The organism is Nocardia alni, from assembly GCF_019038435.1.
Classification (GTDB): Bacteria; Actinomycetota; Actinomycetes; order Mycobacteriales; family Mycobacteriaceae; genus Nocardia; species Nocardia alni.
Map to the genome: position 1 here is coordinate 29,669 of NZ_JAGPOX010000030.1, position 24,745 is coordinate 54,413.

The 24,745-nt window shown below is 67.2% G+C and carries 21 protein-coding genes and 1 pseudogene; 8 read left to right on the plus strand and 14 right to left on the minus strand.

Translation table 11 applies throughout. From position 1 onward, the window contains the following. Nucleotides 1-135 precede the first annotated feature (135 nt). Nucleotides 136-1,017: an SGNH/GDSL hydrolase family protein gene (locus JZ791_RS14175; protein ID WP_216894928.1), complete on the plus strand. Its 882-nt coding sequence runs from the start codon at nt 136-138 to the stop codon at nt 1,015-1,017. On the opposite strand, the gene JZ791_RS14180 is transcribed toward JZ791_RS14175, so the two are convergent. The 10 genes from JZ791_RS14180 to JZ791_RS14225 form a co-directional block, all read right to left on the minus strand. Beyond that, nucleotides 995-2,053, minus strand: coding sequence for a Rieske 2Fe-2S domain-containing protein (locus tag JZ791_RS14180; RefSeq protein ID WP_216894930.1), 1,059 nt, complete (start codon nt 2,051-2,053; stop codon nt 995-997). The two genes, JZ791_RS14175 and JZ791_RS14180, sit on opposite strands and share 23 nt — an antisense overlap. A 2-nt stretch (nt 2,054-2,055) precedes the next feature. Further along, complete coding sequence (locus JZ791_RS14185; RefSeq protein WP_216894932.1) at nt 2,056-2,268, minus strand: recombinase-like helix-turn-helix domain-containing protein; 213 nt, start codon at nt 2,266-2,268, stop codon at nt 2,056-2,058. 9 nt (nt 2,269-2,277) lie between these two features. Continuing rightward, entirely contained in the window at nt 2,278-3,228 is a 951-nt protein-coding gene (locus tag JZ791_RS14190) for a PDR/VanB family oxidoreductase (protein WP_308162920.1), read from the minus strand. 67 nt (nt 3,229-3,295) lie between these two features. Further along, a complete protein-coding gene (locus JZ791_RS14195) occupies nt 3,296-4,936 on the minus strand; it encodes a thiamine pyrophosphate-binding protein (protein ID WP_216894934.1) in 1,641 nt (546 codons plus the stop codon). Between the two features lie 12 nt (nt 4,937-4,948). Continuing rightward, on the minus strand, nt 4,949-5,731 hold the full coding sequence (locus tag JZ791_RS14200; RefSeq protein ID WP_216894936.1) for an SDR family oxidoreductase: 783 nt from the start codon (nt 5,729-5,731) through the stop codon (nt 4,949-4,951). Nucleotides 5,732-5,760: 29 nt separating this feature from the next. Further along, nucleotides 5,761-6,510 carry a 3-oxoacyl-ACP reductase family protein gene (locus JZ791_RS14205; RefSeq protein WP_438804517.1) on the minus strand — a complete coding sequence of 250 codons (750 nt, stop codon included), beginning with the start codon at nt 6,508-6,510 and terminating at the stop codon, nt 5,761-5,763. Beyond that, complete coding sequence (locus JZ791_RS14210; RefSeq protein ID WP_216894938.1) at nt 6,510-7,010, minus strand: cupin domain-containing protein; 501 nt, start codon at nt 7,008-7,010, stop codon at nt 6,510-6,512. The genes JZ791_RS14205 and JZ791_RS14210 overlap by 1 nt, the downstream gene beginning before the upstream one ends. A 43-nt stretch (nt 7,011-7,053) precedes the next feature. After that, nucleotides 7,054-7,866, minus strand: a complete 813-nt coding sequence (locus tag JZ791_RS14215; RefSeq protein ID WP_216894939.1) for an alpha/beta fold hydrolase — start codon at nt 7,864-7,866, stop codon at nt 7,054-7,056. Continuing rightward, nucleotides 7,863-8,831 carry a VOC family protein gene (locus tag JZ791_RS14220; RefSeq protein WP_216894941.1) on the minus strand — a complete coding sequence of 323 codons (969 nt, stop codon included), beginning with the start codon at nt 8,829-8,831 and terminating at the stop codon, nt 7,863-7,865. Before JZ791_RS14220 ends, JZ791_RS14215 begins: the two co-directional genes overlap by 4 nt. A 73-nt stretch (nt 8,832-8,904) precedes the next feature. Continuing rightward, on the minus strand, nt 8,905-10,404 hold the full coding sequence (locus JZ791_RS14225) for an aldehyde dehydrogenase (protein WP_216894943.1): 1,500 nt from the start codon (nt 10,402-10,404) through the stop codon (nt 8,905-8,907). 654 nt (nt 10,405-11,058) lie between these two features. On the opposite strand from JZ791_RS14225, the gene JZ791_RS14230 reads away from it, so the two are divergent. Continuing rightward, nucleotides 11,059-12,285: an MFS transporter gene (locus tag JZ791_RS14230; protein WP_216894945.1), complete on the plus strand. Its 1,227-nt coding sequence runs from the start codon at nt 11,059-11,061 to the stop codon at nt 12,283-12,285. 154 nt (nt 12,286-12,439) lie between these two features. Next, complete coding sequence (locus JZ791_RS14235; protein ID WP_216894947.1) at nt 12,440-13,951, plus strand: ATP-binding protein; 1,512 nt, start codon at nt 12,440-12,442, stop codon at nt 13,949-13,951. A 212-nt stretch (nt 13,952-14,163) separates the two neighbouring features. Here JZ791_RS14235 and JZ791_RS14240 read toward each other — a convergent pair. The 4 genes and pseudogenes from JZ791_RS14240 to JZ791_RS14255 form a co-directional block, all read right to left on the minus strand. After that, a pseudogene (locus JZ791_RS14240) lies at nt 14,164-15,206 on the minus strand (isopenicillin N synthase family dioxygenase). A gap of 72 nt (nt 15,207-15,278) precedes the next feature. Next, complete coding sequence (locus tag JZ791_RS14245; RefSeq protein ID WP_438804518.1) at nt 15,279-16,079, minus strand: class I SAM-dependent methyltransferase; 801 nt, start codon at nt 16,077-16,079, stop codon at nt 15,279-15,281. A 311-nt stretch (nt 16,080-16,390) separates the two neighbouring features. Beyond that, entirely contained in the window at nt 16,391-17,221 is an 831-nt protein-coding gene (locus tag JZ791_RS14250; protein ID WP_216894950.1) for an SDR family oxidoreductase, read from the minus strand. Nucleotides 17,222-17,251: 30 nt separating this feature from the next. Beyond that, nucleotides 17,252-17,725 carry a VOC family protein gene (locus JZ791_RS14255; protein WP_308162921.1) on the minus strand — a complete coding sequence of 158 codons (474 nt, stop codon included), beginning with the start codon at nt 17,723-17,725 and terminating at the stop codon, nt 17,252-17,254. A gap of 35 nt (nt 17,726-17,760) precedes the next feature. Here JZ791_RS14255 and JZ791_RS14260 point away from each other — a divergent pair, with 35 nt between their 5' ends. The 5 genes from JZ791_RS14260 to JZ791_RS14280 all read left to right on the plus strand — a co-directional run bounded on the left by JZ791_RS14260 (nt 17,761) and on the right by JZ791_RS14280 (nt 24,564). Then, the gene (locus JZ791_RS14260) at nt 17,761-19,062 is read left to right on the plus strand and encodes an acyl-CoA dehydrogenase family protein (protein ID WP_216894953.1); all 1,302 of its coding nucleotides are present in this window, start codon (nt 17,761-17,763) and stop codon (nt 19,060-19,062) included. A gap of 47 nt (nt 19,063-19,109) precedes the next feature. Further along, a complete protein-coding gene (locus JZ791_RS14265) occupies nt 19,110-20,111 on the plus strand; it encodes a phosphotransferase family protein (RefSeq protein ID WP_216894996.1) in 1,002 nt (333 codons plus the stop codon). After that, entirely contained in the window at nt 20,101-20,871 is a 771-nt protein-coding gene (locus JZ791_RS14270; protein ID WP_216894955.1) for an enoyl-CoA hydratase-related protein, read from the plus strand. Before JZ791_RS14265 ends, JZ791_RS14270 begins: the two co-directional genes overlap by 11 nt. After that, complete coding sequence (locus JZ791_RS14275) at nt 20,872-21,861, plus strand: NADPH:quinone oxidoreductase family protein (RefSeq protein ID WP_216894957.1); 990 nt, start codon at nt 20,872-20,874, stop codon at nt 21,859-21,861. A 180-nt stretch (nt 21,862-22,041) separates the two neighbouring features. Continuing rightward, nucleotides 22,042-24,564 carry an arylsulfatase gene (locus JZ791_RS14280; protein ID WP_216894958.1) on the plus strand — a complete coding sequence of 841 codons (2,523 nt, stop codon included), beginning with the start codon at nt 22,042-22,044 and terminating at the stop codon, nt 24,562-24,564. Nucleotides 24,565-24,745 lie beyond the last annotated feature (181 nt).

The following is a 24,745-nucleotide window of genomic DNA, read 5'->3' on the forward strand; positions in this document are numbered from 1 at the left end:
AGGATCACACGACACCCCGAGGATCATCTCGCGACACAAGCCATACAATCGGCGAAAGTATTATTCCTTGGCGACCGTACCGGCACGCCACCACCCGGCTCCCGGAACTCCGATGTCGCCCGAGAAGGAATCGCGATGATTCGACACTCACTGCTGGCGCTGGGCTGCGCACTCGCCGCCGCGTCCGCCGCCACCCTGGCGGGATCGGCCTGGGCCGAGGCGACTCCGGCCGGGACGCAGTACGTCGCAATGGGCAGTTCCTACGCGTCGGGGCCGGGGCTGCCCGACATCATCAACCAGGCGTGCATGCGATCGGCGCAGAACTACCCGCACCAGGTCGCCGCCGCCACCGGACTCCGTGTGGTGGACGTGAGCTGCAGCGGCGCGATCACGGCCAATATCCTCAACCGGCCGCAGCACACCAGGCGCGGCGCGGTGATGCCGCCGCAGATCGCCGCCGTCACCACCGATACCCGGCTGGTCACCGTCAGCATCGGTGGCAACGATCTGAACCTCGTCGGCTCGATGCTGACCGACAGCTCCTGCGCCAAGATCACCGGGTCCATGCCCCGGCTCTGCGAACATCTCACCGGGCACCGGCCTCCGACCGCTGCCGCCATCGCCACCGTCGAGCGGTCGATCACCACCGTGATCTCGATGGTGCGTGCGCGCGCCCCGCACGCCACCGTGATGCTGATCCAATATCTGCCCGCGTTCGACAAGTCCGCTACCACCTGCGCGGCGGCTCCGATGCCCGCCTCGGAAGCGGCCACCGTCCGGCAGACCTACGACGACCTGTTCCATGCCACCGGCCGCGTGGCCGCGCAGACCGGCGCCACGGTGATCTCCGTCCCGGACGCCGAGGCACATACCGCCTGCAGCGCCGACCCCTGGGTCGCCGGCTACGTCGGCCCGCCCACCGCCGGACACGCGGCCATCCGCGCCGGGGCCTTCCACCCGAACCTCGAAGGCACGACCCGGATCGCGCAGCAGATCATCGCCCGGCTCCGGCACTGAGCGGCTGGACAGCCGCCAGTCTGCTCGCCTGCTCGTCGGCCTGCGCCCGGTAGAGCCGGCGCAGTCGTAGCACGCCGAGGTCGTGCTGGTAGAGGTTCTCGGCCCGGTCGGCGTCGACGGCCATGCCCTCCAGCATCTCCCGGTCCTGTTCCAGCACCTGCCAGTGCCGCTGTTCGAGTTTGGTCCGGTACAGGAACCTCCACACGTCGCGTTCCCAGCCGGTGACGCGGCGGTAGCGCCAGAAGAAGACCGCGGTGCGGCGCTGATCGATCGGGGTGCCCATGCCGACGATGCCGAACGGACCGCCGGGTCCTGCGGTCGCCGGGTAGGGAATTTCCAGGTCCAGCCAGTCGACTCCGGTGCGGCAGAACTCGACCCAGTCGAAGTTCACACCGCGCTGATCGGTCTTCTCGAAGAAGAAGCCGCGATCGGTCTCCCGCACACGGAAGCGCGCGGTGGTCTGGCCGCCGAACATCGTGTGCGACTCCCGGTGCAGGAAGGCGCCGTGCATCGGGTCGAGCACATTCTCCAGTGCGAAACGCCACGGAGCGTCCCATTCGACGTAGCACAGGAAGTTCGAAATGCCGTCGGCGACCAGGGGATCCGGCAATTGGAGCGGGCCGGGTTCGGCGGCCGGGTCCAGGCCGAACCAGGCCAGCACCGCGCCCGCCACCTCGCGCACCGGCAGGCTGCGCACCAGCTGCTTACCCTCCAGACTGCAGCCGGGCATAGCGGGCACAGACAACACCGTGCCCTCGCCGTCGATCTGCACGCCGTGGTAGCGGCAGGCGATACGGTCGCCCAAGTGCTGGCCCTGAGACAGCGGCGCCCCGCGGTGCGGGCAGCGGTCGGCGAGCATCCGCAACGTGCCGTCGGTCCGACGGAACAGCAGCCAGTCCTCCCCGAGCCGGGTGACGCGCAGCAGGCCGCCGGGTGCGATGTGATCCGAGGGACAGATCGCATGCCACTGGTCGCGCATGCCGGTGGTGAAGATGCGATCGGCGCTCAGCGCGTCGCCGGTGTGGATATCGCTCATGCTCATGCTCCCAGCCGTGCCATCTCGGTGGTGAAAGTCTCCGCGGTCCAGGCCTTTCCGTCGGGACCGTGGATGCCGACGCCGTTGAGCCCGGCGACCAGGGCTTCGAGGGTATGCTCGCCACGGCCGAAGATCTCTTCGATCGCCCCGGCGAGTTTCATTTCGTACGGCGTGGGGTCTGCCGAACGAGATTGATGGACAACGAGATAACTCATCGTGTTCTCCTACAGATCGAGTACGAGCTCATCGGACAGCGCCCGGGAGACGCAGATCATCATGGTTTTCCCGGATTCCCGCTCGGTGCCGGACAGCACGTCGTCGCGGTGGTCCGCAACGCCCTGCAGCACAACCGATTCACAGCTGCCGCAGATGCCTTCACGGCACGAATACGGTGGATCGAGCCCGGCCCGCTCGAGGGCGTCCAGGATGCTGACGCCCGGGGCGGCCACGGTTTCGATACCGGATCGGTGGCACAGCACCCGGACCGCACGCTCATCCGAGACATCCTGTGCGGTGGTGCTTTTCGGGGTGAACCGCTCCAGCCGGACGCTCTCGGCGGGCCACGCGCGGCCGTGCTGTTCGACGGCGGCGAGCATGCCTTCCGGGCCGCAGCTGTAGACGAGGGTGTCCGGATGCACGGCGCCGAGCAGGCCCGGCAGATCCAGCCTGCCCTCCCGGTCCTCGCTGACCAGATGCACCCGATCGCCGAAGGCCCCCAGTTCATCGAGGAAGGCCAGGCCCGCGCGGGTGCGGCCGCCGTAGTGCAGCTCCCACTCAGCGCCGCGCCGCTGCGCCTCCCCTATCATGGCCAGGATCGGAGTGATCCCGATGCCGCCGGCCAGGAACAGGTAATTCGGCGCGTCCAGCAGATCGAAGTTGTTGCGGGGACGGCTGATCGAGATATTCTGGCCGGGTCGCAGCGATTCGTGCACGTACCGCGAACCGCCGCGGGTGCCGGGGTCGCGCAGCACGGCGATGCGATAGGCGGTCTTGTCGGCGGGATCACCGCACAGCGAGTACTGCCGGATCAGGCCGCCGCCGAGATGCAGGTCGATATGTGAACCGGGGGTCCAGTCCGGCAGCGCGGCGCCCTCGGCGTCCTCCAGCCGCACCGAGACGATATCTTGTGCCTCCCAGCGTAACTGGCGGACGATCAGGTCGAGAGTGTCGTTCACGACCGCGCCTCCCCGGCACTCGGCTCCGTCGTGCGCCGTGTCGATGATTCGCTCCGCCGCATTCCGCTCATCGCGGGTCACCACCTGTCGTGGACACCGAGACCGGCGGGGTGAAAACGGCGGGCATCGGGCCGTACGCCTCCAGGTCGACCTCCACGATCACCGGCGCCCGCAGGGCGGCGGCGCGGGCCAGCACCTCGTGCGCCTCGCCGGCGCAGCGGATCACGGCGTAGGACACACCGATCGACTGCGCGAGCAGAGCGAAGTCGGGAGTCGTCAGATCCACGGCGTAGGTGTGGGTTCCGTTGGCGTGCTGCATGTTCCGCAGCACGCCGTAACCGCCGTCGTTGCAAACCAGCAGTACCAGCCACGGCCTCTCCTGAGCCATGGTGAGTACTTCACCGAAGTGCACGGCCAGGCCGCCGTCGCCGCACAAAGCGAGGGTGGGCCGGGTCTCGTCGGCCAGCGCCGCGCCGATCGCCATGCCGAGACCCTGGCCGATACCACCGCCGCGCGGGAAGACGTTGGCGCGCGGGTCGTAGATGGGTAGCAGCCGGTTGCCCCAGGAGCTGGAGGCGATGGTGACGTCGCGGGCGATCACCGCATCCCTCGGCAGGGCCGCCCGCACCGCGTCGCTGAGTACGGCGTGGTCGCCGAGCCCCTCGCGCTGCGCGGATCGCACCTGCGCCCTGGTCCCGCGGCAACGCTGGGTCCACGCGTTGCCGACCGCGGCGAGCCTGCCGGAATCCAGGACGGCCCGCAGGAATTCGCCGATCTCCCCCACCACCGGGACGGTGACCGGGAATACCCGGCCGGGTGCGGCCGGATCGAGGTCGACCTGCACGTGCGCGGCCGGGACCGGGATGGTGTAGTCGGCGGTCTCGTTGGAACGGAAGTGCGTGCCCAGCGAGAGCACCAGATCCGCGTCGGCGAGCAGCGCCCGGCCCGCCGGGGCGGTGGCGTAGTTGCCGATGCACAGCGGATGATCCTCGGGCACCGCACCGCGACCGGAGTTGCTCGTGAAAAGCGGTGCACCCCAACACTCGAGCAGTTCGATGAGTTCGACGCCCGCGCGCGTGACGCCACCGCCGGCCCAGATCACCGGGCGCTCGGCGGCGGCCAGTGCCTCCAGCGCCACGGCGACCTGCGCCGAATCCGCCTGCGGCGGAGTGGGAATCACCAGCTGCTCACCGGTGACGGTCTGCCCGGCGTATTGCAGGTCGATCGGCCATTCGACACTCACCGGACCGCCCGGCCGCGACAGGGCCCTCATCACCCCGTCGCGCAGCACCTTGCCCGCGGCGTTCGCGTCGAGAATCGTTGCGGCATGCGCGGATACGGCCAGCAGCATGCCGAGCTGATCCTTGGTCTCGTGGATGAACCCACGGCCGGAGCCGAGGTAACGGGACTCGACCTGACCGGTCACGTGCAGCACCGGCGTCGCGGCCGACAGGGATTCGACCAGCGCACCGGCGGCATTACCCGCGCCGGTGCCGGTGCTGGTCAGGGCACAGCCCAAACCTCCTGTGGCGCGGGCATATCCGTCGGCCGCATTGACCGCGGTGGCCTCGTGCCGGACCGGCACGAACCGCAGTTCGCGGGCCACCGCCTCCACCAGCGGCTGGTTGTGCACGCTGACGATGCCGAACACCGTGTCGACACCGGCCTCGCGCAGCACCTGTACCAGCAGATCTCCACCGTTGGGCATAGGTTGTTCCTCTCAGACGTAGCGGGCGACGCCACCGCAGACGTCGAGATCGGCGCCGGTCACATAGGACGAGCGCGGGGACAGCAGGGTCACGACCATCGCGGCCACTTCGTCGGCACGACCGAAGCGGCCGAGCCCGACACCGCGGTCGGCGGCGATCTGTGCCTCCCATTCGGCGAAAGACTGTGCGGTGCCGGACTCTTCGTAACGACGACGCCACTGCCCGGTGTCGACCAAGCCCAGCGATACCGTATTCACCCGGATGTTCTCCGGCGCGAGTTCCAGCGACAGCGACTTGGTCAGGTTCAGCAGTCCGGCACGAGCGGCGCTGGTGGTGACCAGACGGATCTCCGGCTGGCGGGCCAGTACCGCATTGATGTTGACGATCGCGGCGGTATCGGAGCGACGCAGCCACGGTAATGCGGCGTCGACGGTATTGAGCACACTGGCGAACTTCAGATCCAGCTCGTCATGCCAGTCGTCCAGGGTCGCCTCGGCACGCGTCGCCATACGCGAGCGGCCCGCGTTGTTCACCAGACCGTCGATGCCGCCGAAACGCTCTGTGCCGGAGGCTATCAGAGATGCGACCGCCGCCGGATCGCGCACGTCGCAGGACTGCGCGTGCACCCGTTCGGCGCCGGGGAGGGCCTCGACCGCAGACCGCAGACGCGACAGGTCGCGGGCACAGGTGATCACCCGCGCGCCCTCGGAGAGCAACAGCCCCACGGTGGCCAGGCCGACGCCCGAGCTGCCGCCGGTCACCACGTACGTGCGGCCGTTCAGATGTAGGTCCATTGTCGAGTCCTCCTCGGGGACAGTCGAAATCAGTGCAGGACGAAGCCGCCGTCGACGACCAGCTGCTGCCCGGTGATGTATCCGGCCTCCGGGCCGAGCAGGAACGCCACCGCGCCGACCAGATCCGACGGCTGTTGCGGCCGGGTCAGCGCACGGTTCAACCGGTAGAGCTCGTGCCGATGCGCCGGAACGAATTCCGCGGATTCACTCTCGGTCAGGCCCGGCGACACCGTGTTCACGGTGATTCCGAACTCACCCAGATCCCGTGCCACGGTCCGGCTCAGCGCCGCCACCCCGCCTTTCGAGGCGATGTAATGCGACAGTCGCGGTGAACCGTAGAGCGCCGCGTCCGAACCGATGGTGACGATCCGGCCACCGTCACCGGCGGCGATCAGGGCCCGTGCCGCACCCCGGGTCACCAGGAAGGTGCCGCGCAGGTTCACGGCCAGCACCCGATCCCAGTCGGCGACCTCGAGCTCGTGAATCGCCTTGCCGCCCACACCATCCGCCAGCGCCGCGTTGTTCACCACCCCGTACAGCGGACCCGCGGCGGCGATGGTGGCGAACATGGCGTCCACCGACCGCTCGTCGCGCAGATCGACCGGTACGAACCGGGCGTCGACACCGTCGGCGCGCAACTCGGCGGCGGCCGCCGCACCCCAGTCGGTGCGCAGATCGGCCAGCCACAGCGTGGCCTCCTGCGCACCCACCCGGGCGGCGATCGCCTTGCCCAGCCCACGCCCGGCGCCGGTGATCAGGATCGTCTTGCCTCGCAACATCAGTCGCGGCTGATCCCGTGCATGGCCGAGGTCTCCGGGTAGGTCGGGACCTGCGGCTTCCGCGCGCCGATGACGACGCAGAACAGTGCGGTGGTGTCGCCGTTGTTCTTCAGGCTGCGCGGCACCCCGGCCGGTACGACGATCATGTCGCGGTAACCGAGCGTGCGCTTCTCCACCTGCCCGTCCCGGTGGACACCGACCTCGATCTCACCCTCCAGCACGAAGAACGCCTCCTCTGCGTCGTGGTGGGTGTGCTCCGGCCCCTCGGCCCCCGGCGGCAGCATCATGTTGGAGAAGGTGAATCCCTGCGATGGGATGGTCCGCCGATCGCCCTCGTGATTGCCGGTCGCACCGGAGCCGACGTAGCGAATCTGGGCCCGCCGGAACTGATCTCCGGCCTTGGCCTGGAAACCCAGGGCGTCCCAGTCCTCGTGACGGCTGGCCTTGGTGAGGATCAGCGAATCGGTGAATTCCTTCAGATCGGAGTTCTCGTAGTCCATGGTGGTGTCTCCTTCTCTCTCGAAATCATTGGCAGGCAAGGCTTCAGGACGCCCGCAGACGTTCTGTGATCTGGACGAACGACTCGGCCCAGGCGTCGAACGCCTCGGGTCGCTCCTGGTTGGCCAGATGCCCGGCCCCACGCAGGGTCACGAACACCGCGCCCGGAATGCCGCCCGCGAGAACCTGGCTGGCGGCCTCACCGGTGACGGTGTCCAGATCACCGCACAGGACCAGGGTCGGGACGTCGATGCGGGGCAGGTCGGCGGTGTGGTCGGTGTCGGCCATGGCCATTGCGGCGCTGCGATATCCGGCCGGGCGAATCGATGCCGCCATCGCCGCGGCCACTGCCTGAGTCTTCTCCGGATCTGCCTGTGGAGAAAGCACTTTCGGTGCCCTCTTGGCCGCGAATGCCGTAGCACCGTCGGCATCGAGTTCGTCCGCGCGCGCCAGCATGGCGGCCGCGCCCTCCTCGGTGGCGCCGGAGCCGACGGTCGAGCTGCCCAGGATCAGGCTGCGCAGCAGCTCGGGATGCCGCAACGCCACCCGGGTGGCGATCACGCCGCCCCAGGACATGCCGAGCAGGTGGGCCCCGCGCCGACAGCGGTCACCGATCAGCTCGGCGACCAGGTCGGCGTATTCGTCGAGGGTCAGCGGCGCGGCCGGGTCGGCGCTGCGCGCATAACCCGGCGCGTCCCAGGCCAGCAGCCGCAGCCGGTCCGGCCAATCGGCGAACTGAGGCGCGAAAGTATCTGCGCTGCCGCCTATTCCGTGCAGCAGCACGATATCGGGACCGGATCCGAGATCGGTGACGTGGAGGTCGCTCAGTGTCGATGATTCGCACGCAAGCCCGCTCATACCGCGGCGCCGATCTCGGAAACCGGTACGGCGCCGGGGATCTGCGCGCGCAGTTCCGGAAACTGCTCGAACGCACCGAGATCGGGAACGCCGGCCATATGGGTGCGCACATCCTTGGACGGCGGGCCCGCGGTGCCCCAGGTGTCCGACAGCTCCGGCACCCGTCGCCACACCCGGCACAGCCAGCTGTCCTCGTCGACCTGCGCGATGCCGTTGGTGTATTCGCAGACCAGCCCGCCCGGATCGGCGAAATAGGAGAAGGTGTTGTCGCCGGGACCGTGCTTGCCCGGACCCCACATCGGGACCACGCCGTGGTGCCGTAGTCGCCCGATGCCGCGCATGAAGTCGTCGACGGTCGGCATCTGATAGGCGACATGATTCACCGAGGTCCAGCTCGCCTTGTTGAACGCGATGCTGTGGTGATCGGTGGTGCAGCGCAGGAATGCCATCTGATGTTCGGACCAGTCGGAGACCCGCATGCCGAGCACGTCGGTGTAGAACGCGACCGCGGCGTCGATGTCGACGGTGTTCAGCACCACGTGGGTGACACCGACCGGCACCGCGTCGCCGCCGAGCCGGGGCACGGCGAAGGTGTCCGCGAGCAGTTCGATCACCCGGCCCTCCAGGTCGGCGAACCGTAGGCCGTAGCCTCCGCCGACCGTGTCGGTGGGACCGGGTCCGGCCAACAGCGGGATGCCCCTGGCCTCCAGCCGGCGAGCCGCGGCATCCACCTCGGCCGGAGTAGCGACGGCGAAGGTGATGCGGCCCAGTCCGTTTCGTTCGGCCTCGGTCAGTTGCAGGATGTGGTGCTGAGTTCCGGTGCCGCGCAACCACGCCACGTCGGTGTCGCGTTCCACGGTCCGCAGACCCCAGATTCCGCTGTAGAAGTCGGCGGAATCGGCGAAGGCGACGGTGCGAAGTTCGACGGATCGTAGGGCGCGTAGACGCGCGATCGGTTCGTTCATCGGCTATTGCCTCCAGTCAGCTCGGATAGTTCAGCGGTAGATATATGGATGCGCGAGGTCCGCTCCGGAAACCTCAGTCCGCCCACGAGTTCGGTTCGGACTCCAAGCCCAGGTAGAGGCTCTTCTGCCGGGAGTAGCCCGCCAGCGCGGCCCGCCCCTTCTCCACTCCCAGCCCGCTCTCCTTCACCCCGCCGAAGGGGGTCGAGATGCTGAACTGCTTGTAGGTGTTGATCCACACCGTGCCGGCCTGCAAGCGGCGCGACAGCCACAGCGCCCGTCGGTAATCCCGGGTCCAGATGCCCGCGGCCAGCCCGTAGACGGAGTCGTTGGCCTGGGCGATCAGATCGTCGAGGCCACGGAACGGCAGGGCCACCAGTACCGGCCCGAAGATCTCCTCCTGGCATACCCGCGCCGAGTTGGGCAGGCCGTCGACGATCGTCGGCAGGTACCACGCTCCTGCGGGATCAAGTGTTGGATCTTCGGGAACCGCTCCACCACAACGGATCCGGCCTCCCTCCTCACGGGCGAGATCGACGTAGCGGCCCACCGCGTCACGATGGCTGGGATGCACGAGCGGCCCCACCTGCACATCCGGTCGCTGCCCCGGGCCCACTCTCAGCTCGCGGGTCTTGGCGACCAGTCGGTCGAGGAATTCGTCGTAGATGCTCGCGTCCACGAACAGCCGCGATCCGGCGACACAGCTCTGTCCCGACGAGGAGAAGATGCCGTACACGACTCCATTCACGGCCTGGTCCAGATCGGCGTCGTCGAGGACGATCGTCGGCGACTTGCCACCGAGTTCCAGGGAGATCGGCATCAGCTTCTCGGCGGCGACGTGCGCCAACGTCCGGCCGGTCCGGGTGCCGCCGGTGAAGGTCACCTTCCCGACCCAGGGGTGCCTGACCAGCGCGTCGCCGACCACCGACCCCTTGCCGGGCAATACCGACAGCAGCCCCTGCGGCAGTCCGGTTTCATCGATCAGCCGTGCCAGCGCCAGCGACACCAGCGGCGTCCACTCGGCGGGCTTGAGCACCACGGCATTTCCGGCCGCCAGTGCGGGCGCGATCTTCTGCGCGTCGCTGGCGATCGGTGAATTCCACGGCGTGATCGCGCCGATCACGCCGATCGGCTCGTAGGTGCTCATGGTGAGGTAGTCACCGCGCGGCGTGGTCAGATCCTGGTCGAAGGTTTCCAGTGCCGCGCCGAAATAGCGGAAGGTGCCGGCGGCGCTGGCCACCAGCGCACTCGTCTCGGCGAGCGTCTTACCGGTGTTGAAACTCTGTAGCAGCGCAAGGGATTTCGTGGCGCCCTCGATGGCGTCGGCGATCCGGTACAGGTAGTGCGCGCGCCGGTGCGGCAGCAGATCCCGCCATGCCGGGTCGGCGACCGCCGCGACCGCGGCCCGCACCGCCGTATCCGCGTCCGCATCGGTGGTCTGGGTGATCGTCTGCAGGACCGCACCGGTGGCCGGGTTCAGCACCTGCCCGCACGGACCCGACGCCTGCTTCCAGTGCCCACCGATCAGCGCCTCGTCCGGAATCGGCTCGAACACAAGCGTTTCGCCGACTGCCATACCGACGCCTCCTCACTATCTAAGCCTTAAATATCTTAGTGCTTAAATATATAACCAAGGATTGCCCGCTCGTCAACCGCTGCGGCCGTGACGCGCCCCGACACTCGGCGTACAAGATGGATGAACCCGGCCGCATCGCGATCGGACAGCTCCAAGGCCACCATCTGCGTCAGCCTTGAAAGCGCATCCGCACCGAGCCGGCGACCGTTCAGTGAGGCAATACAGACAGTGCTGCCCCGGCGGCAACATGACGACGACTCCGTGTCGCCCCGGCCTCGCCTAACTCCACCACCCCAGAGGCCGACGGGTAGCACCCCTCACCACCGAGCGAACCACCGCCGGGCACGCCCTCGCCGACGTCGAAGACACGGGGAACGCCTATTAAGCCTTCGTTTCGACCGCCGGGCCGAGTTACCTTTGGCCTTGACTTCTTTGCGCTAAGACTTTAGAACTGCTTAGCACATGGTTTTTCTGTGGCCTGACGCACAGTCGCATGCCACTCTCGCGGGCGCATCCCGGTCTTCGAACGACCCGGACGGGCCTCGAAAGGAGTCCCCCGACGTGAGCGAGCTTGCGAGCGAACCATCGACACGACGCGCATCGCGCAGGACGGAGCCAAGTGTCAGCGGGGCGGAGTCGGGCGATTCGACCGCTATGTCCGTCGTGCCGGGCCCGGCCCGCGGTACCGACATCCGCTGGCCGGTTCTCATCCTCGGTTTCCTCGCGGTGCTGCTCGACGGCTACGACTCCACCGCACTCGGCCTGGCGGTGCCGACGCTCTCGCATACCTGGCACGTGCCGGCCTCGCATTTCACCGCCGCCCTGTCGCTGACCAGCCTGGGCGTCGCCATCGGCTATCTGACCTGCGGCCGGCTGTCGGCGCGCTATGGGCGGCGCGGGGTCGTGACGGTGGCGGTGGCCGCGTTCACCGTCGGCTCGCTACTCAACGCGGTGGTGCAGACGACCACCGAACTGTCGCTGGTGCGGCTGTTCACCGGACTGGGCCTCGGCGCGGTACTGCCGGCGGCGGTCTCGCTGGCCACCGCGGTGAACCCGGCCCGATACCGCCAGATGATCGCCATCTTCGTCGCCATGGCCATCGCGGTCGGCGCCCTGATCGCCGGCCTGCTGGGCGCCCGGCTGATCGGCCTGTATGGATGGAGGTCGGTGTTCATCGCCGGCGGCATCGGATCGGCACTGCTGATACCGGCCCTCTGGTTCGGCCTGCCCAGCGAGACGCCGGACAGCGCCTCCGCGCCGCCGACCCCCGAATCCTCCTCGGTGACCCGCCTGTTCGACGAGGGCTACCGACTCCGCACCACGCTGCTGTGGGCATTCGGCCTGCTCATGTTCGGCGTGTACTTCATCTTCTCGTCGTGGTTACCGACCCTGCTGACCAGCTACGGATTCTCCGCCTCACTGGCGCCGCTCGGCTCGGCCGCCCTGGGCGGCGGCAGCATCCTGAGCGGACTCGTGCTCATGGCCGCCGGCGTGCGATACCGAATCGCCTCGATTCTCGTGGTGACCACGGTAATAGCGATCGCCTTCCTGGCCCTGTCCTCCCGCCTCGGCCCGGACAAAGCCCTCCTCCTGACCGTCTTCGCCGGCGTCGGCTTCGGCCTCCAAGCCGCAATGATCGGCCAAACCGGCCTGGCCGCCACCATGTACCCACCCCGAACCGCCACCACCGGCGTCGGCTGGTCCGCCTCCCTCGGCCGGATCGGCTCCGTCCTCGGCCCAATCGTCGGCGGCGCGATGCTCGGCCTAGGCATGCCGACCCGGACAATCGTGCTGGCGGCATGCGCTCCAGTGCTGGTCGCCCTGGTCCTGATCACCGCCCTGCGTCGACGAACATCCGTGGCTGGCGAGGCATTTGAGTAGCATTTAGTCATGCCAATCGACCCCGCCCACCAGACCTCCCACCCGTCGCGGAACACTGAAAAGCACACCGGCCTGAGTCAACCTTAAACGCAACTCAAATGCCACCAAATGGTCCCTAGTAGCATTTGAGTTGCGTTCCAGGTAGCATTTGAGCATGCCCGTCGATCTCTCCCGCCTCATCGCCAAGCTGCGGTCCGCAGGCGGAGACTGCACCAACGTCGAGGTCAAATCAGCTGCTGGCGGACTCCCGGAGTCGCTGACCAGCACGCTATCTGCTCTCGCAAATCATCCGGGCGGTGGCGTAATCATTCTGGGCCTGGACGAGCGCAACAACTTCAATCCCGTGCCGTTGTCCGATCCGCAAATTCTGAAACAAGGACTGGCCAAGAAAGCCCGCGCATTCACACCACCTATTCAGTTGACGATCGAAGACGCATCAACCGACGGTATGCATGTGATCGTTGCCATCGTGCACGAATGTGCTACCTCGGCCAAGCCTTGCAGGGCAAGCTCAACAGGCGCCGCCTACATGCGGGGATACGATGGCGATTTCCGGATGTCACCGCTCGAGGAACAGGCATTCCTGGCCGCTCGCGAACATCCCACATTCGATCGCCTGCCGGTGACCGACGCGACCCTGAACGATCTCGACCCGGATCTGATCAACGAATTCACTCGCACCGTCCGGCAACAGGATCGGCTCGGACTGGGCCGGTTCGAAGGTGAAGAGCTACTCCGCCATGCGGGCGTGCTCACCGCCGACGATATCCCGACTCGCGCCGGGCTTCTAGCACTCGGCATCTACCCACAGCAGTGGTTTCCGAATTTCGTGATCCAAGCTGCTGCAGAGCGGTTACCGACCGACCCGTTGAGTGTCCGAGCGCGCAACCATGTGATTGTCTCCGGGCCGATTCCACGCATGCTGGACGGGATCTTGGACTGGGCCGGAAGAACTTTCGACAGCAGAATCTCGAATCGGTCAGACGGCCATGTGGTCAATGTGCCCGCCTATCCACTAGTGGCGTTTCGCGAGCTTATTGTCAACGCGATTCTCCATCGCGATCTCGATGAGTGGTCGATGGGTATGGCGGTCCAAGTCAGACTTCGTTCCGACCGACTGGTCATCGGCAACCCCGGTGGTCTATACGGCATTACCGTCGACCGCCTCGGCCAGGAAGCAGTAACCTCGGCACGGAACCAGTGGCTGGTCAGGATCTGCCAATACCTGCAATCGCCAGGCTACGGCGGTCGCGTCGTCGAAGGTCTCGCCACTGGAATGCCGATGATCACGCAGTCGCTGATCGAGGCCGACCTACCGCCAGTCCGTTTCGACGATGCAGGCATCCGGTTCACCGCGATCCTGCGACAGCCAACCCGTAACCGTAAGGTTGAACACGCCGACTTCAGCCGGTCAGCCACAGATACCAGCTCAAAAGCGCCGGTCGTACGAAAATCACTTGCGGGTGACAATCAACGGCCAACAACGACTCGCGAGAAGATTGTCGAGTTCCTGAAAGACGGGCCAGCCAGCGTCGCCGACTTGCAGAAATGGCTCGGGCTGTCGGCACAGGGTACTCGCAAAGCACTCAAAAATTTGCGTGACGAGGGAATCGTCCAACAGGTGGGCGGTCCTGGCAAGGCAACCGTCTACCGGCTGATTCCCTAGATCATCCGGCCGGAGCCTGCGCGGCGGAAACGAGGTGACCTGGTTCGACGGGTCGGCCGAGGAATTCGTCTACAGGAACACCCTTACACCGGTAATCCCCGGCACCGCACCGAAATTGAACACAGAACGCCTATCCACCTACCGCCCCAGCTCCGGCCAAAACCCACCCCTCGGGATCGCATAGGCGCGCGACCGGGCGCGATTCACTGCACTCACGGTTGCTTCTCGACCGCGGCCAGCACTCGCGCCGCCTCCCGGGTGGCGTCGTTATTCGGTTGTAGCCCAAGGGATCCGGCGAGTTTGGCGCGGATGTGGTCGGCGATCGTGGTTGGCGGGTATTTGCTGGCTGAGCCTACACACGAGGGCAGGGTTTCGATTACTGCGTCGATATTGCCGTCGTGGAAATAGGCTGCGCTGCGGCGTCTTTCGACTTTGCCGTTGACGACGGGTGGGTGTACTCGGTGGAGGGTTGAGAGCCAGCGTTCGTTTGTCCAGCGGGACATCAGGTCGCCGAGGTTTATCAGGAGGGCGTTGTCGGCGGGCTGGACGTCGTGCCAGTGGTCCTCGGCGCCGAGGACCTAGGCCGGGGACTCGATCGGCCCACAGTACGGTCACGATGCCGTAGTCGGTGTGCTCCCCCATTCCCACCAAGTCGCCGTCCGGGTCGACGGTTCCCGGCGGGAGCGCATAGTTGTTCATGCGCAATACGTCGAGCGAGTGGTTGGCGAAGTCGTCGAAATAGCCGGGCGGTAGGTCCAGGGCGTCGGCGAAGACGGTGGTGAGGGTGCGGGACACTCGTGTCGCCTCGGCGAAATACGCTTGTACGGGTGCGCGGAAGTCCGGGAGTTTGTTGCGGCCACAGGTTTTCCGCGTAGTCGGTTGCCGGGAGGTCCACTCCTGGGTAGTCGGATGCGGCGGCGCCGATGTTGAACGCCTCGAAGAAGTCGTTCATCCGGTTGGCCGACGTCACTCCCAGGCTCAGGCTGAGGCTTTCGCTCTTGGGTGGCGAATATCCTCGGTTGATCTCCGGTGGTGTGCGGTATGCCTTCTTGGCCTCCAGGTTCAGCGCGAAGAACGAATCCATCGCCGCGGCGAACTTTTCCAGCACCGGATCGGATACCCCATGCCCGGTGATCTGCATGAATCCGACGGTGCACGCCGCCTCGTCGACCGCGCGGGCGACGGCGGCCCGCTCGTCCGCCGAACCTGCACCGACATAGGGCGAGATATCGATGACCGGGATATGGAATGTCATGGCGGCCCTCTTTCGTGGACAACCATCCGCCCTGGTGATCATCGCGCTCGGCGGGTGCCCCTCAGGGTAGCGTCAGACGGCCGGAATCCGCGCGATGATCTCGCCGTGCACCAGCGAGATCCAGCCGTCCTCGGCGTCGGCCCACGCTCGCCACGCGGCGCTGATGCGCTGGAGGTCGGCCGTTGTCGCGAGGCCGCTGTCGACCAGCTGGCGGGCCAGGGCCGAATCGGTGACGCGCTCGGCCCACATGCCGCCCCACCAGTCCCGCGATTCGGGAGTGGAGTAGCACCAGGTGGACGAGGTCGCCGTGACGTCGGTGAGGCCCGCGGACCGGGCCCAGGTCAGCAGGCGGCGGCCGGCGTCGGGCTCGCCGCCGTTGGCGCGAGCCGCCGTGCGGTACAACCGAAGCCATTCGTCCAGCTCGGGAAGCAGTGGCCACCAGATGAATCCGGCGTAGTCGCCGTCCCGGGCGGCGACCAGGCCCTCCGGGCGGGTCACCCGCCCCATCTCCCGCAGGGCCGCAACCGGATCGGCCACGTGCTGGAGCACCTGATGAGCGTGCACGACGTCGAACGCGCCGTCCGGGAAGGTCAGCGCATGAACGTCCTGGACGCTGAATTCGATGTTGGACGCCCCGCGTTCGGCGGCCAGGTCCCGCGACAGGGCCAGCTCGGCGTCGCCGATCTCGGTCGCCGTCACCCTCCCCACCCGGGTGGCGAGATCGACCGTGATCGTTCCGGGTCCGGCGCCGATGTCCAGCAGCGAGGCGCCCGAGTCGAGATGGGGCAGCAGGTACGCGGCCGAGTCGGCGGCGGTGCGCCGACGATGCGAACGCAGTACCGATTCGTGATGGCCGTGCGTGTATTTGGTCACGAGATCTCCCTTCGTCAGGGGCATCTTGCGCGGCCCCACACCGGAAAGTCCATATACAAGGATATGCCTCCCATACTCTGAGATACACCCGGGTAACGCCCGACCTGTCGCCGCCGATTTGCTCGGTCTCTCGCACCGGACGACCGGCGGTGACTCCTCGGCCCAAGCCAGGCTGCCGGTCCAGCCTTCAACCGCACCGCGCCGGTCACCAGGAAGAATCACCAGGCCACGATCGAACCCCTGGCCATCGACATCACCGACGCCGAGGCGCTGGACCGGCTGGCGCCGCATGCGCAACCGACTTGTCGGGCTTACTCGGCCCTACTGCGCAGGGCGGCGTACACCCCGCCGTCGACCAGCAGATCGATACCGTTGAGGAAGCTGGCCTCCGAGGACAGGGCGAATGCGACGACCGCCGCGACCTCGTCCGCCCTGCCCGTGCGGCTCAGCGGCGTGGCCTCGACCAGACGGGCCATGCCGGCATGCTCAGCGGCCTCTTGACGCCCCTGCGGGGTGTCGATGATGCCGGGCGAGACCGAGCAGATGCGGGCGCCGGCGGGGCCCAGCCGAACCGCCTCGCGCTGGACGAACCGGTGGACGCCGCGCTTGGCCCAGCCGTAGGCCATGCCCGTGTCCTCCAGGGCCACGCCGAGCACATCGTGCAGCCGGTCGAGGAACTTCTCGTCCAGCGGATCGTCCAGCACCGCCAGCGCGGCCGGGTCCGGGGTGGCGGGATCCAGGAGTGGGGCCATCGAGGCGAAACACACTGTGGCCGTGGTCGGTCCGGCCAGCGGGCGCAGGGCCTGCGCCAGGAGCGCGGTACCCACCAGGTCCACGGTGAAGATGCGCCGCCAGTCCGCCATGCTCGGCGAGATTCCGGCGGCATGTGCGACCGCTCGGAGCGTGCCGAGTTCCCTCGCACGCGCCGCCAGCCGGTCCAGCGCCTCGGCATCGGTGATGTCGATGGCCACGGGTTCGATCGTTGCCCGATGATCCTCACCGGCGAGCCGCTCGGCGGCAGCCGCGGCGCCCGACGCGTCGAGATCGACCAGTAGCAACACGTCGACCATCGCCGCGACCCTCTGCGCACAGGCGAAGCCCATACCGCGACCACCGCCGGTCACGATGCCCACTTCGGTCATTTCCACTCCTCGATCCGTAGGGGTTCGTCGCTATCGACCGGCCACCGGGGCCCAGCACTGGCTCATCCCGGCCTGCGCCCGCCGATCCACCAGTTCCACCCGGAAGCCCTGGGCGCCGGACAGGAAGGCGAAGAAAAGCTTCCCGTCGGGCATGACCCGGCCGGCCTCGAGGTCCCAGCCGTGTTCGCGCAGCGCGGCGGTGTCGGCCGTGACATCGTCCGACCAGTATCCGAGGTGGTGAATCCCGCTGCCGGGCACCGGCTCCCACAGCGTGCCCGCGACCGCGCGCACGACCTCGAGCCGAGGTTCGGTCACCGAGAACGCGCACGACAACTCGACCGTGTGCACCCCGTCCGGACCGGTGACCTCCACCGCGTTGCCCACGGTGATCCCCCACTCGTAGCCGAGCACGCTCGTCAGCATCGCGGCCGTCGCGTCCGGGTCGGTCGTGACGATCCCCAGGTGGAAGCGGTCCTTCGGATCAAGAATTGCGTTCTGATTCACGAGAAGAATATTCTCATTGTCAAAGAGGAGGCGCAATGGCTTGGGATTTCGAGACCGATCCGGCATATCAGGCAAAGCTGGACTGGGCGGATGAGTTCGTGCGACAAGAGGTGGAGCCGCTGGATCTGGCGTTTCCACATCTGCAGTTCGTGCCACTGGACGGCGGACGGCGCAAGGCCATCGATCCGCTGAAGGAGCGCGTGCGGGAACAAGGGCTGTGGGCGACACATCTGGGCCCGGATCTCGGCGGACAAGGATATGGGCAGCTGAGGCTCGCGCTGCTCAACGAGATCCTGGGGCGCTCGTCCTGGGCGCCGATCGTCTTCGGCTGTCAGGCCCCCGACACCGGCAACGCCGAGATCATCGCCCACTACGGCACGCCCGAGCAGAAGGAGCGCTACCTGCGCCCCCTGCTGGACGGGGAGCTGTTCTCCTGCTATTCGATGACCGAGCCGCAGGCCGGCGCGGACCCGACCCAGTTCACCACGCGCGCCCGGCGAGACGGCGACGACTGGATCATCGACGGCTGGAAGTTCTTCTCCTCCAACGCCTCGACCGCCGCGTTCCTGATCGTCATGGCGGTCACGAACCCGGATGTCAGCGCGTACCAGGGCATGTCGATGTTCCTGGTGCCCGCGGACACCCCCGGTATCAAGATTGTGCGTAACGTCGGCCTCTACGGCGAGCCCGACAACGAGGGCCAGCACGCGCTGATCCACTACGACGGCGTGCGGGTGCCCGCAGGGGCGCTGCTGGGCGGCGAGGGGCAGGCGTTCGTGATCGCCCAGACCCGGTTGGGCGGCGGGCGAATTCACCATGCCATGCGCACCATCGGCCTGGCTCGCAAGGCGATCGACATGATGTGCGAGCGGGCGCTGAGCCGCGAGACGGCCGGAAGCCGTTTGGCGGACAAGCAATTCGTGCAGGGCTACATCGCCGACTCCTACGCTCAGCTCCAGCAGTTCCGGCTGTTCGTGCTGTACACCGCGTGGGAGATCGACAAGTACAACGATTACAAGAAGGTGCGCAAGGACATCGCCGCGGTGAAGGTCGTCATGCCGACCGTGCTGCACGACATCGCCTGGCGCGCAATGCAGGTGCACGGCGCGCTCGGTGTCACCAACGAGATGCCGTTCTTCGGGATGGTGCACGGCGCGGCCGTCATGGGCCTGGCCGACGGACCCACCGAGGTGCACAAGGGCACGGTCGCCAAGCAGGTACTGCGCGACTACCGGCCCACCGACGACATGTGGCCGACCGGCTGGATGCCCCGGCTGCGTGAGCAGGCCCAGGAGAAGTACGCCCAGTTCCTCGAGCACGAAGTAGGTAACCAGTGACCATCAGCACCACTCCGACACTCGACACCACCCGCCTCGGCGCGTGGATGGACGCCGCCGGCCTGCCCGGCGCGGGTGCGCCGATCGAGCAACGCTTCCTGTCCGGCGGCACCCAGAACGAGATCTACGTGATCACCCGCGGCGATCACACCAGCGTGCTGCGCATTCCGCCGGTATCCGCCCCGGCCGAGCGCGACGCCGGGATCCTGCGCGAATGGCGCATCATCGAGGCGCTGGACGGCACCGACGTGCCGCACACCGCGGCCATCGCCGCCTGCACCGACCTGTCCGTCCTGGGCCGCACCTTCTACCTGATGGGCTTCGTGGACGGCTGGTCGCCGATGGAGAATCACGGCGTCTGGCCCGAGCCGTTCGCCTCCGATCACGCCGCGCGCGCGGGACTGGGCTACCAACTCGCCGAGGGCATCGCGCTGCTGTCCCGGGTCGATTGGCGCGCGAAGGGTTTGCAGGATCTGGGCCGCCCCGATGGGTATCACGAGCGTCAGGTGGCCCGCTGGCTGGACTTCTACGCCAAGATCGACGGTTCCCGCACCCTCGACGGGATGGCCGAGGCCACCGAATGGCTGCGTACCAATCGGCCGCTGGACTACATTCCGGGAATCATGCACGGCGACTATCAGTTCGCCAATGTCATGTTCCGCCACGGCGGTCCGGCAAAGCTCGCGGCGCTGGTGGACTGGGAGATGGGCACCGTCGGCGACCCCAAACTGGATCTGGGCTGGATGCTGCAGGGCTGGCCGGAAGACACCAGCGACCCGGCGCTGGCGAACCGAGGGTATGCCAATATGCAGTACATGCCCTCGAGCTCGCAGATTCTCGCGCACTACGCCGAGGTGTCCGGGCGTCAGGTGGACGATATCGACTACTACCTGATCCTGGCCAAGTGGAAGCTGGCCATCGTGCTGGAACGCGGTTACCAGCGGGCGAAGGGTGATGTGAAACTGGAAGCGTTCGGTCCGGTCGTGGTCGACACCATGCGATCGGCGGCCGAACTCGCCGAGACAACGGAGTATCGCCATGTCGGATGAACTGATCGTCGAGCGCCACGGCGCGGTCCTCACCGCCCGCATCAACCGTCCCGAAGCACGCAATGCCCTGAACGGCCAGGTGATTCGCGGCATCGGCGGAGCGCTGCTGGAGGCCGAGCAGAATGTGGAGATCCGCGCGCTGCTGATCACCGGCACCGGCGACCGCGCCTTCTGCGCGGGCATGGACCTCAAGGCGTTCGCCGACGGTGGAGATCTTGGCGGCGACACCCCGGAGGCCGCCGCGTATCACCGTCTGGGCCAGGGCAAGACCGGGATTCCGGTGGTCGGCGCGGCGAATGCCACGGCGGTCGGCGGCGGTCTGGAACTGCTGATGAGCTGTGATGTCATCGTCGCCTCCAGCGCCGCGAAATTCGGCCTGCCCGAGGTGAAGCGCGGACTGTACCCGGGCGGCGGCGGCACGTTCCTGGGCACCCGGATCCCGATGCACGTCGCCCTCGAGATCGCCATGACCGGTGACCCGATCACCGCCGAGCGGGCTTATCAGCTCGGCCTGGTCAACGTCGTCGCCGAGCCGGATGAGGTTGCGTCCGCGGCGTTGTCGATGGCCGAGCGGATCGCCGCGAACGCCCCGCTGAGCCTGGCCGCGATCAAGGAACTCGTGCGCGTCGGGGTGACCGACGCCGCGGCCGCCACCGAGCGCACGCCGCACTGGCATCAGACGGTGTTCGGCAGCCAGGACGCCAAGGAGGGCGCCCGCGCATTCGTCGAGAAGCGCACACCGGTCTGGCAGGGACGCTGAATGCGCGCGGCGGTCTGCCCCGGCTACGGCGACCCGGAAGTCGTTGCCGTACAAGATCTCCCCGCACCCGTCCCCGAACCAGGGCAGGTGCGGGTGCGGGTGACCGCCGCGGCGGTGAACTTTCCCGACGTGCTCGTTCTGGCGAACAAGTACCAGATCAGCGTGCCGCCACCGTTCGTACCAGGCAGTGAATTCGCCGGCGTCGTAGATGAACTCGGAGACGGGGTCGACGAATTCGCCCCCGGCGACCGAGTCACCGGCACCGGCCTGTACGGCGCCTTCGCCGAACAGGTGGTGACGAAATCCGCATCCCTGTCCCGCATCCCGGACGGGATAGACGACCGCGACGCCGTCGCGTTCGGAGTGGCCTACCGCACCGCGTATCACGCGCTGCGGTCGGTCGCCCGGGTCCGTGAGGGCGATCGGGTGATCGTGCTCGGCGCCGGCAGCGGCGTGGGCCTGGCGGCAGTCCAGTTGGCCCGCTGCCTGGGCGCGACGGTCACCGCGGTGGCCTCGTCCCAGGAAAAGCTCGACGCCGCAAAGTCCTGCGGCGCAGACCAACTCATCAACTACCGCCCCGCGACCCCCGACACGACTCCAGCGCAAACCCTGCGCTCGGCGCTACGCACCGCCCTACCCGACGGCGCCGCCGCCGTCCTGGACCCGGTAGGCGGCGACCTGTCCGAACCCGCCCTCCGCGCCCTCCGCCGAGGCGGCCGCTTCGTCACCATCGGCTACGCCTCCGGGACGATCCCCCGCATCCCCCTGAACCTGGTCCTGGTCAAGAGCATCCAAATCCTGGGCTTCCAGTTCCAAGACCTGGACCCCACCGAATTCCACCGCAACGAGGACGAACTCCGCGCCCTGCTGACCACCGGGCAGGCCCGGCCGCACATCGGCGCGGTGTTCCCGCTCGACCAGGCCGCGCAGGCTCTGCGTCTGGTCGCGGACGGGCGGGCGGTGGGGAAGGTCCTGCTGGATCTGAGCTGAACCCGTCATCGCACGTGGCGATCATTCCGCCGTTCCCCTGCCCCGACACAGCACGGGATCGGCGTTCGCATCGCCAGAAAAGCGTTGAGTCTGCCGGTTCCCTGCCCGATCGCTGACTTGCAGCGTGGTCCGCCGGTGTGGCTCGGCCGAATTGCGTTAGCTGCCCGTTAGCCTGCGGTTATGAAGCCGAGCGGCAGTGATCAGAACCCAGAGGTCGGGTCCGGCGCGGAGCAGCGGACATCGGGCGACAAGGTGTCCAGGCGCGGGATGCTGCGCGGAATCGCGGCGGCTGGCGCGGGCGCCGCGGTCGCGGGCCCGCTGCTGGCCGCCTGTGGTAGCTCGGACAGCGACGGCCCGCCGGGCTACGGCACCGGGATCAACGACGGTTTCGACGGCAAGATCGAACTCGACGTCCGCGACTCCACGCAGGACTGGAAGCCGTTCGAGCTGAAGAAGGCCCCCGACGGGGCACCGAACGTGCTGGTGATCCTGTACGACGACACCGGAATGGCGTCATGGTCGCCCTACGGGGGCCGGATCAACATGCCGAACGCGCAGAAGCTGGCCGACAACGGCCTGACCTACAGCCAATGGCACACCGCCGCGCTGTGCTCGCCCACCCGGTCCTGTGTGCTGACCGGCCGCAATCACCACGTGAACCGGTTCGCGTCGATCACCGAGGGCGCGACCGGATTCCCCGGTTCGGCCTCGCGCCTGCCCGCGCAGTGCGCGACGATCGGGCAGGTTCTGCAGGCCAACGGGTTCAGCACGTTCTGGGTCGGCAAGGACCACAACGTGCCCGAGGAAGACGTCTCGAGCGGTGGCAGCAAATCGGAATGGCCGGTGCAGAAGGGGTTCGACCGCTTCTACGGCTTCCTCGGCGGCGAGACCAACCAGTACTACCCGGACCTGGTCGAGGACAACCGGTTCATCGACCAGCCCTACAGCCCCGAACAGGGATACCACCTGTCGAAGGACCTGGCCGACAACGCCATCAAAATGCTGGCGGATCAGAACTCGACCAATCCCTCCAAGCCCTGGTACATGTGGTTCTGCCCGGGTGCGAACCACGCACCGCATCAGGTCCCCACCGAATGGGCCGACAAATACAAAGGCCAGTTCGACGACGGCTACGAGGCATACCGTGACTGGGTGCTGAACCGCATGATCGACAAGGGCATCATGCCCAAGGGCACCGCCCTCACCGAACTCAACCCATTGCCCAAGGACGTCGCGGTGCCCACCGACGCGGTGCGGCCGTGGAACACCCTGAACGACGACGAGAAGCGGCTGTTCTCCCGGATGGCCGAGGTCTTCGCCGGCTTCTCCGAATACACCGACGCGCAGGTCGGCCGACTACTCGACCACCTGGACAAGACCGGCCAAATGGACAACACCCTCATCTTCTACTGCGCCGACAACGGCGCGTCCGGTGAAGGATCACCCGACGGATCGGTCAACGAGAACAAGTTCTTCAACGGCTACCCCGACGATCTCGCCGAGAACATGAAACTGCTCGACCAACTCGGCACACCGGCCACCTACAACCACTACCCGACCGGCTGGGCCGCGGCCTTCTCCACCCCGTTCAAAATGTTCAAACGTTACTCCGAATACTCCGGCGGCACGTGTGACCCGATGATCGTCCACTGGCCCAAAGGAATCAAAGCCAAAGGCCAGATCCGCCACCAATACCATCACGCGATCGACATCGTGCCCACCATCCTCGACGCTGTCGGTGTCAAGATGCCGGAGGAGTTCAACGGCGTCAAGCAATACCCGCTCAACGGCGTCTCGATGCGCTACAGCTTCGATGACGCCGACGCACCGACCACCCGAAAACGCCAGTACTACGCGATGCTGGGCACCCGCGGCATCTGGGACAGCGGCTGGAAAGCCTCGGCGGTACACGCGGCCATCAGCGACAAGGGACACTTCGACCAGGACAAGTGGGAGCTCTACCACGTCGACGAGGACCGCTCCGAGTCCAAGAACCTCGCCGACCAGAACCCGGACAAGCTCAAGGAGCTGATCAACGCCTGGAACGAAGAGGCCAAGGACAACTTCGTCCTGCCCCTCGACGACCGCACCGCGGCCGAACTCCTGTCCGTCGAGCGGCCGCAAAGTGAGCCGCCACGAGACACATACGTCTACTATCCGGGGACCTCACCGGTTCCCGAGGGCGTGGCGGTCAATATCCGCGGCAAGTCCTACAAAATCGTCGCCGACGTCGAGACCACCCCGCAGTCGCAAGGGGTGATCTTCGCGCACGGCTCCCGGTTCGGCGGGCATGTGCTGTTCATCAAGGACGGCACGCTGCACTACGTCTACAACTTCCTCGGAATCCCGCCCGAGCAGGACTTCGCGTCCTCGACACCCGTGCCGGCCGGCAAGCACACCCTCGGGATGGAATTCGTCAAGGGCGACAAGCCCGGCCCGAACGGCGAATCCCTCGGCACCACAACGCTCTACATCGACGACAAGGCCGTCGCCACCGGTCCGATGCGCGCCCAGACCGGCAAGTTCACCCTGGCCGGTGACGGTCTGTCCGTCGGTTACGACAGCGGCGACAACGTGTCCCAGCAGTACACGAGCCCGGGAACCTTCACCGGCGGCACCATCGACAGCGTGACCATCAGCGTCGGCAAGGAAACCTACAGCGACCTGCAACGAGAAGCAGCCCGCGCATTCGAGACAGACTGAGCGACAACCAGATCCGAATACCGAGCACAGGTCCGCGGCCGCCACTGAGCTGGGCGGTCGCGGACCGGGCCCGGCCGCTGGTCGCAGACTGCCGGCGGGCAAGGTCCTGCCGGGTCCGAGCTGACGGCGGGGTCCCACACGTGGCGATAATCCGTGGTCCCTGTGTGCAGGAGGTGGAATG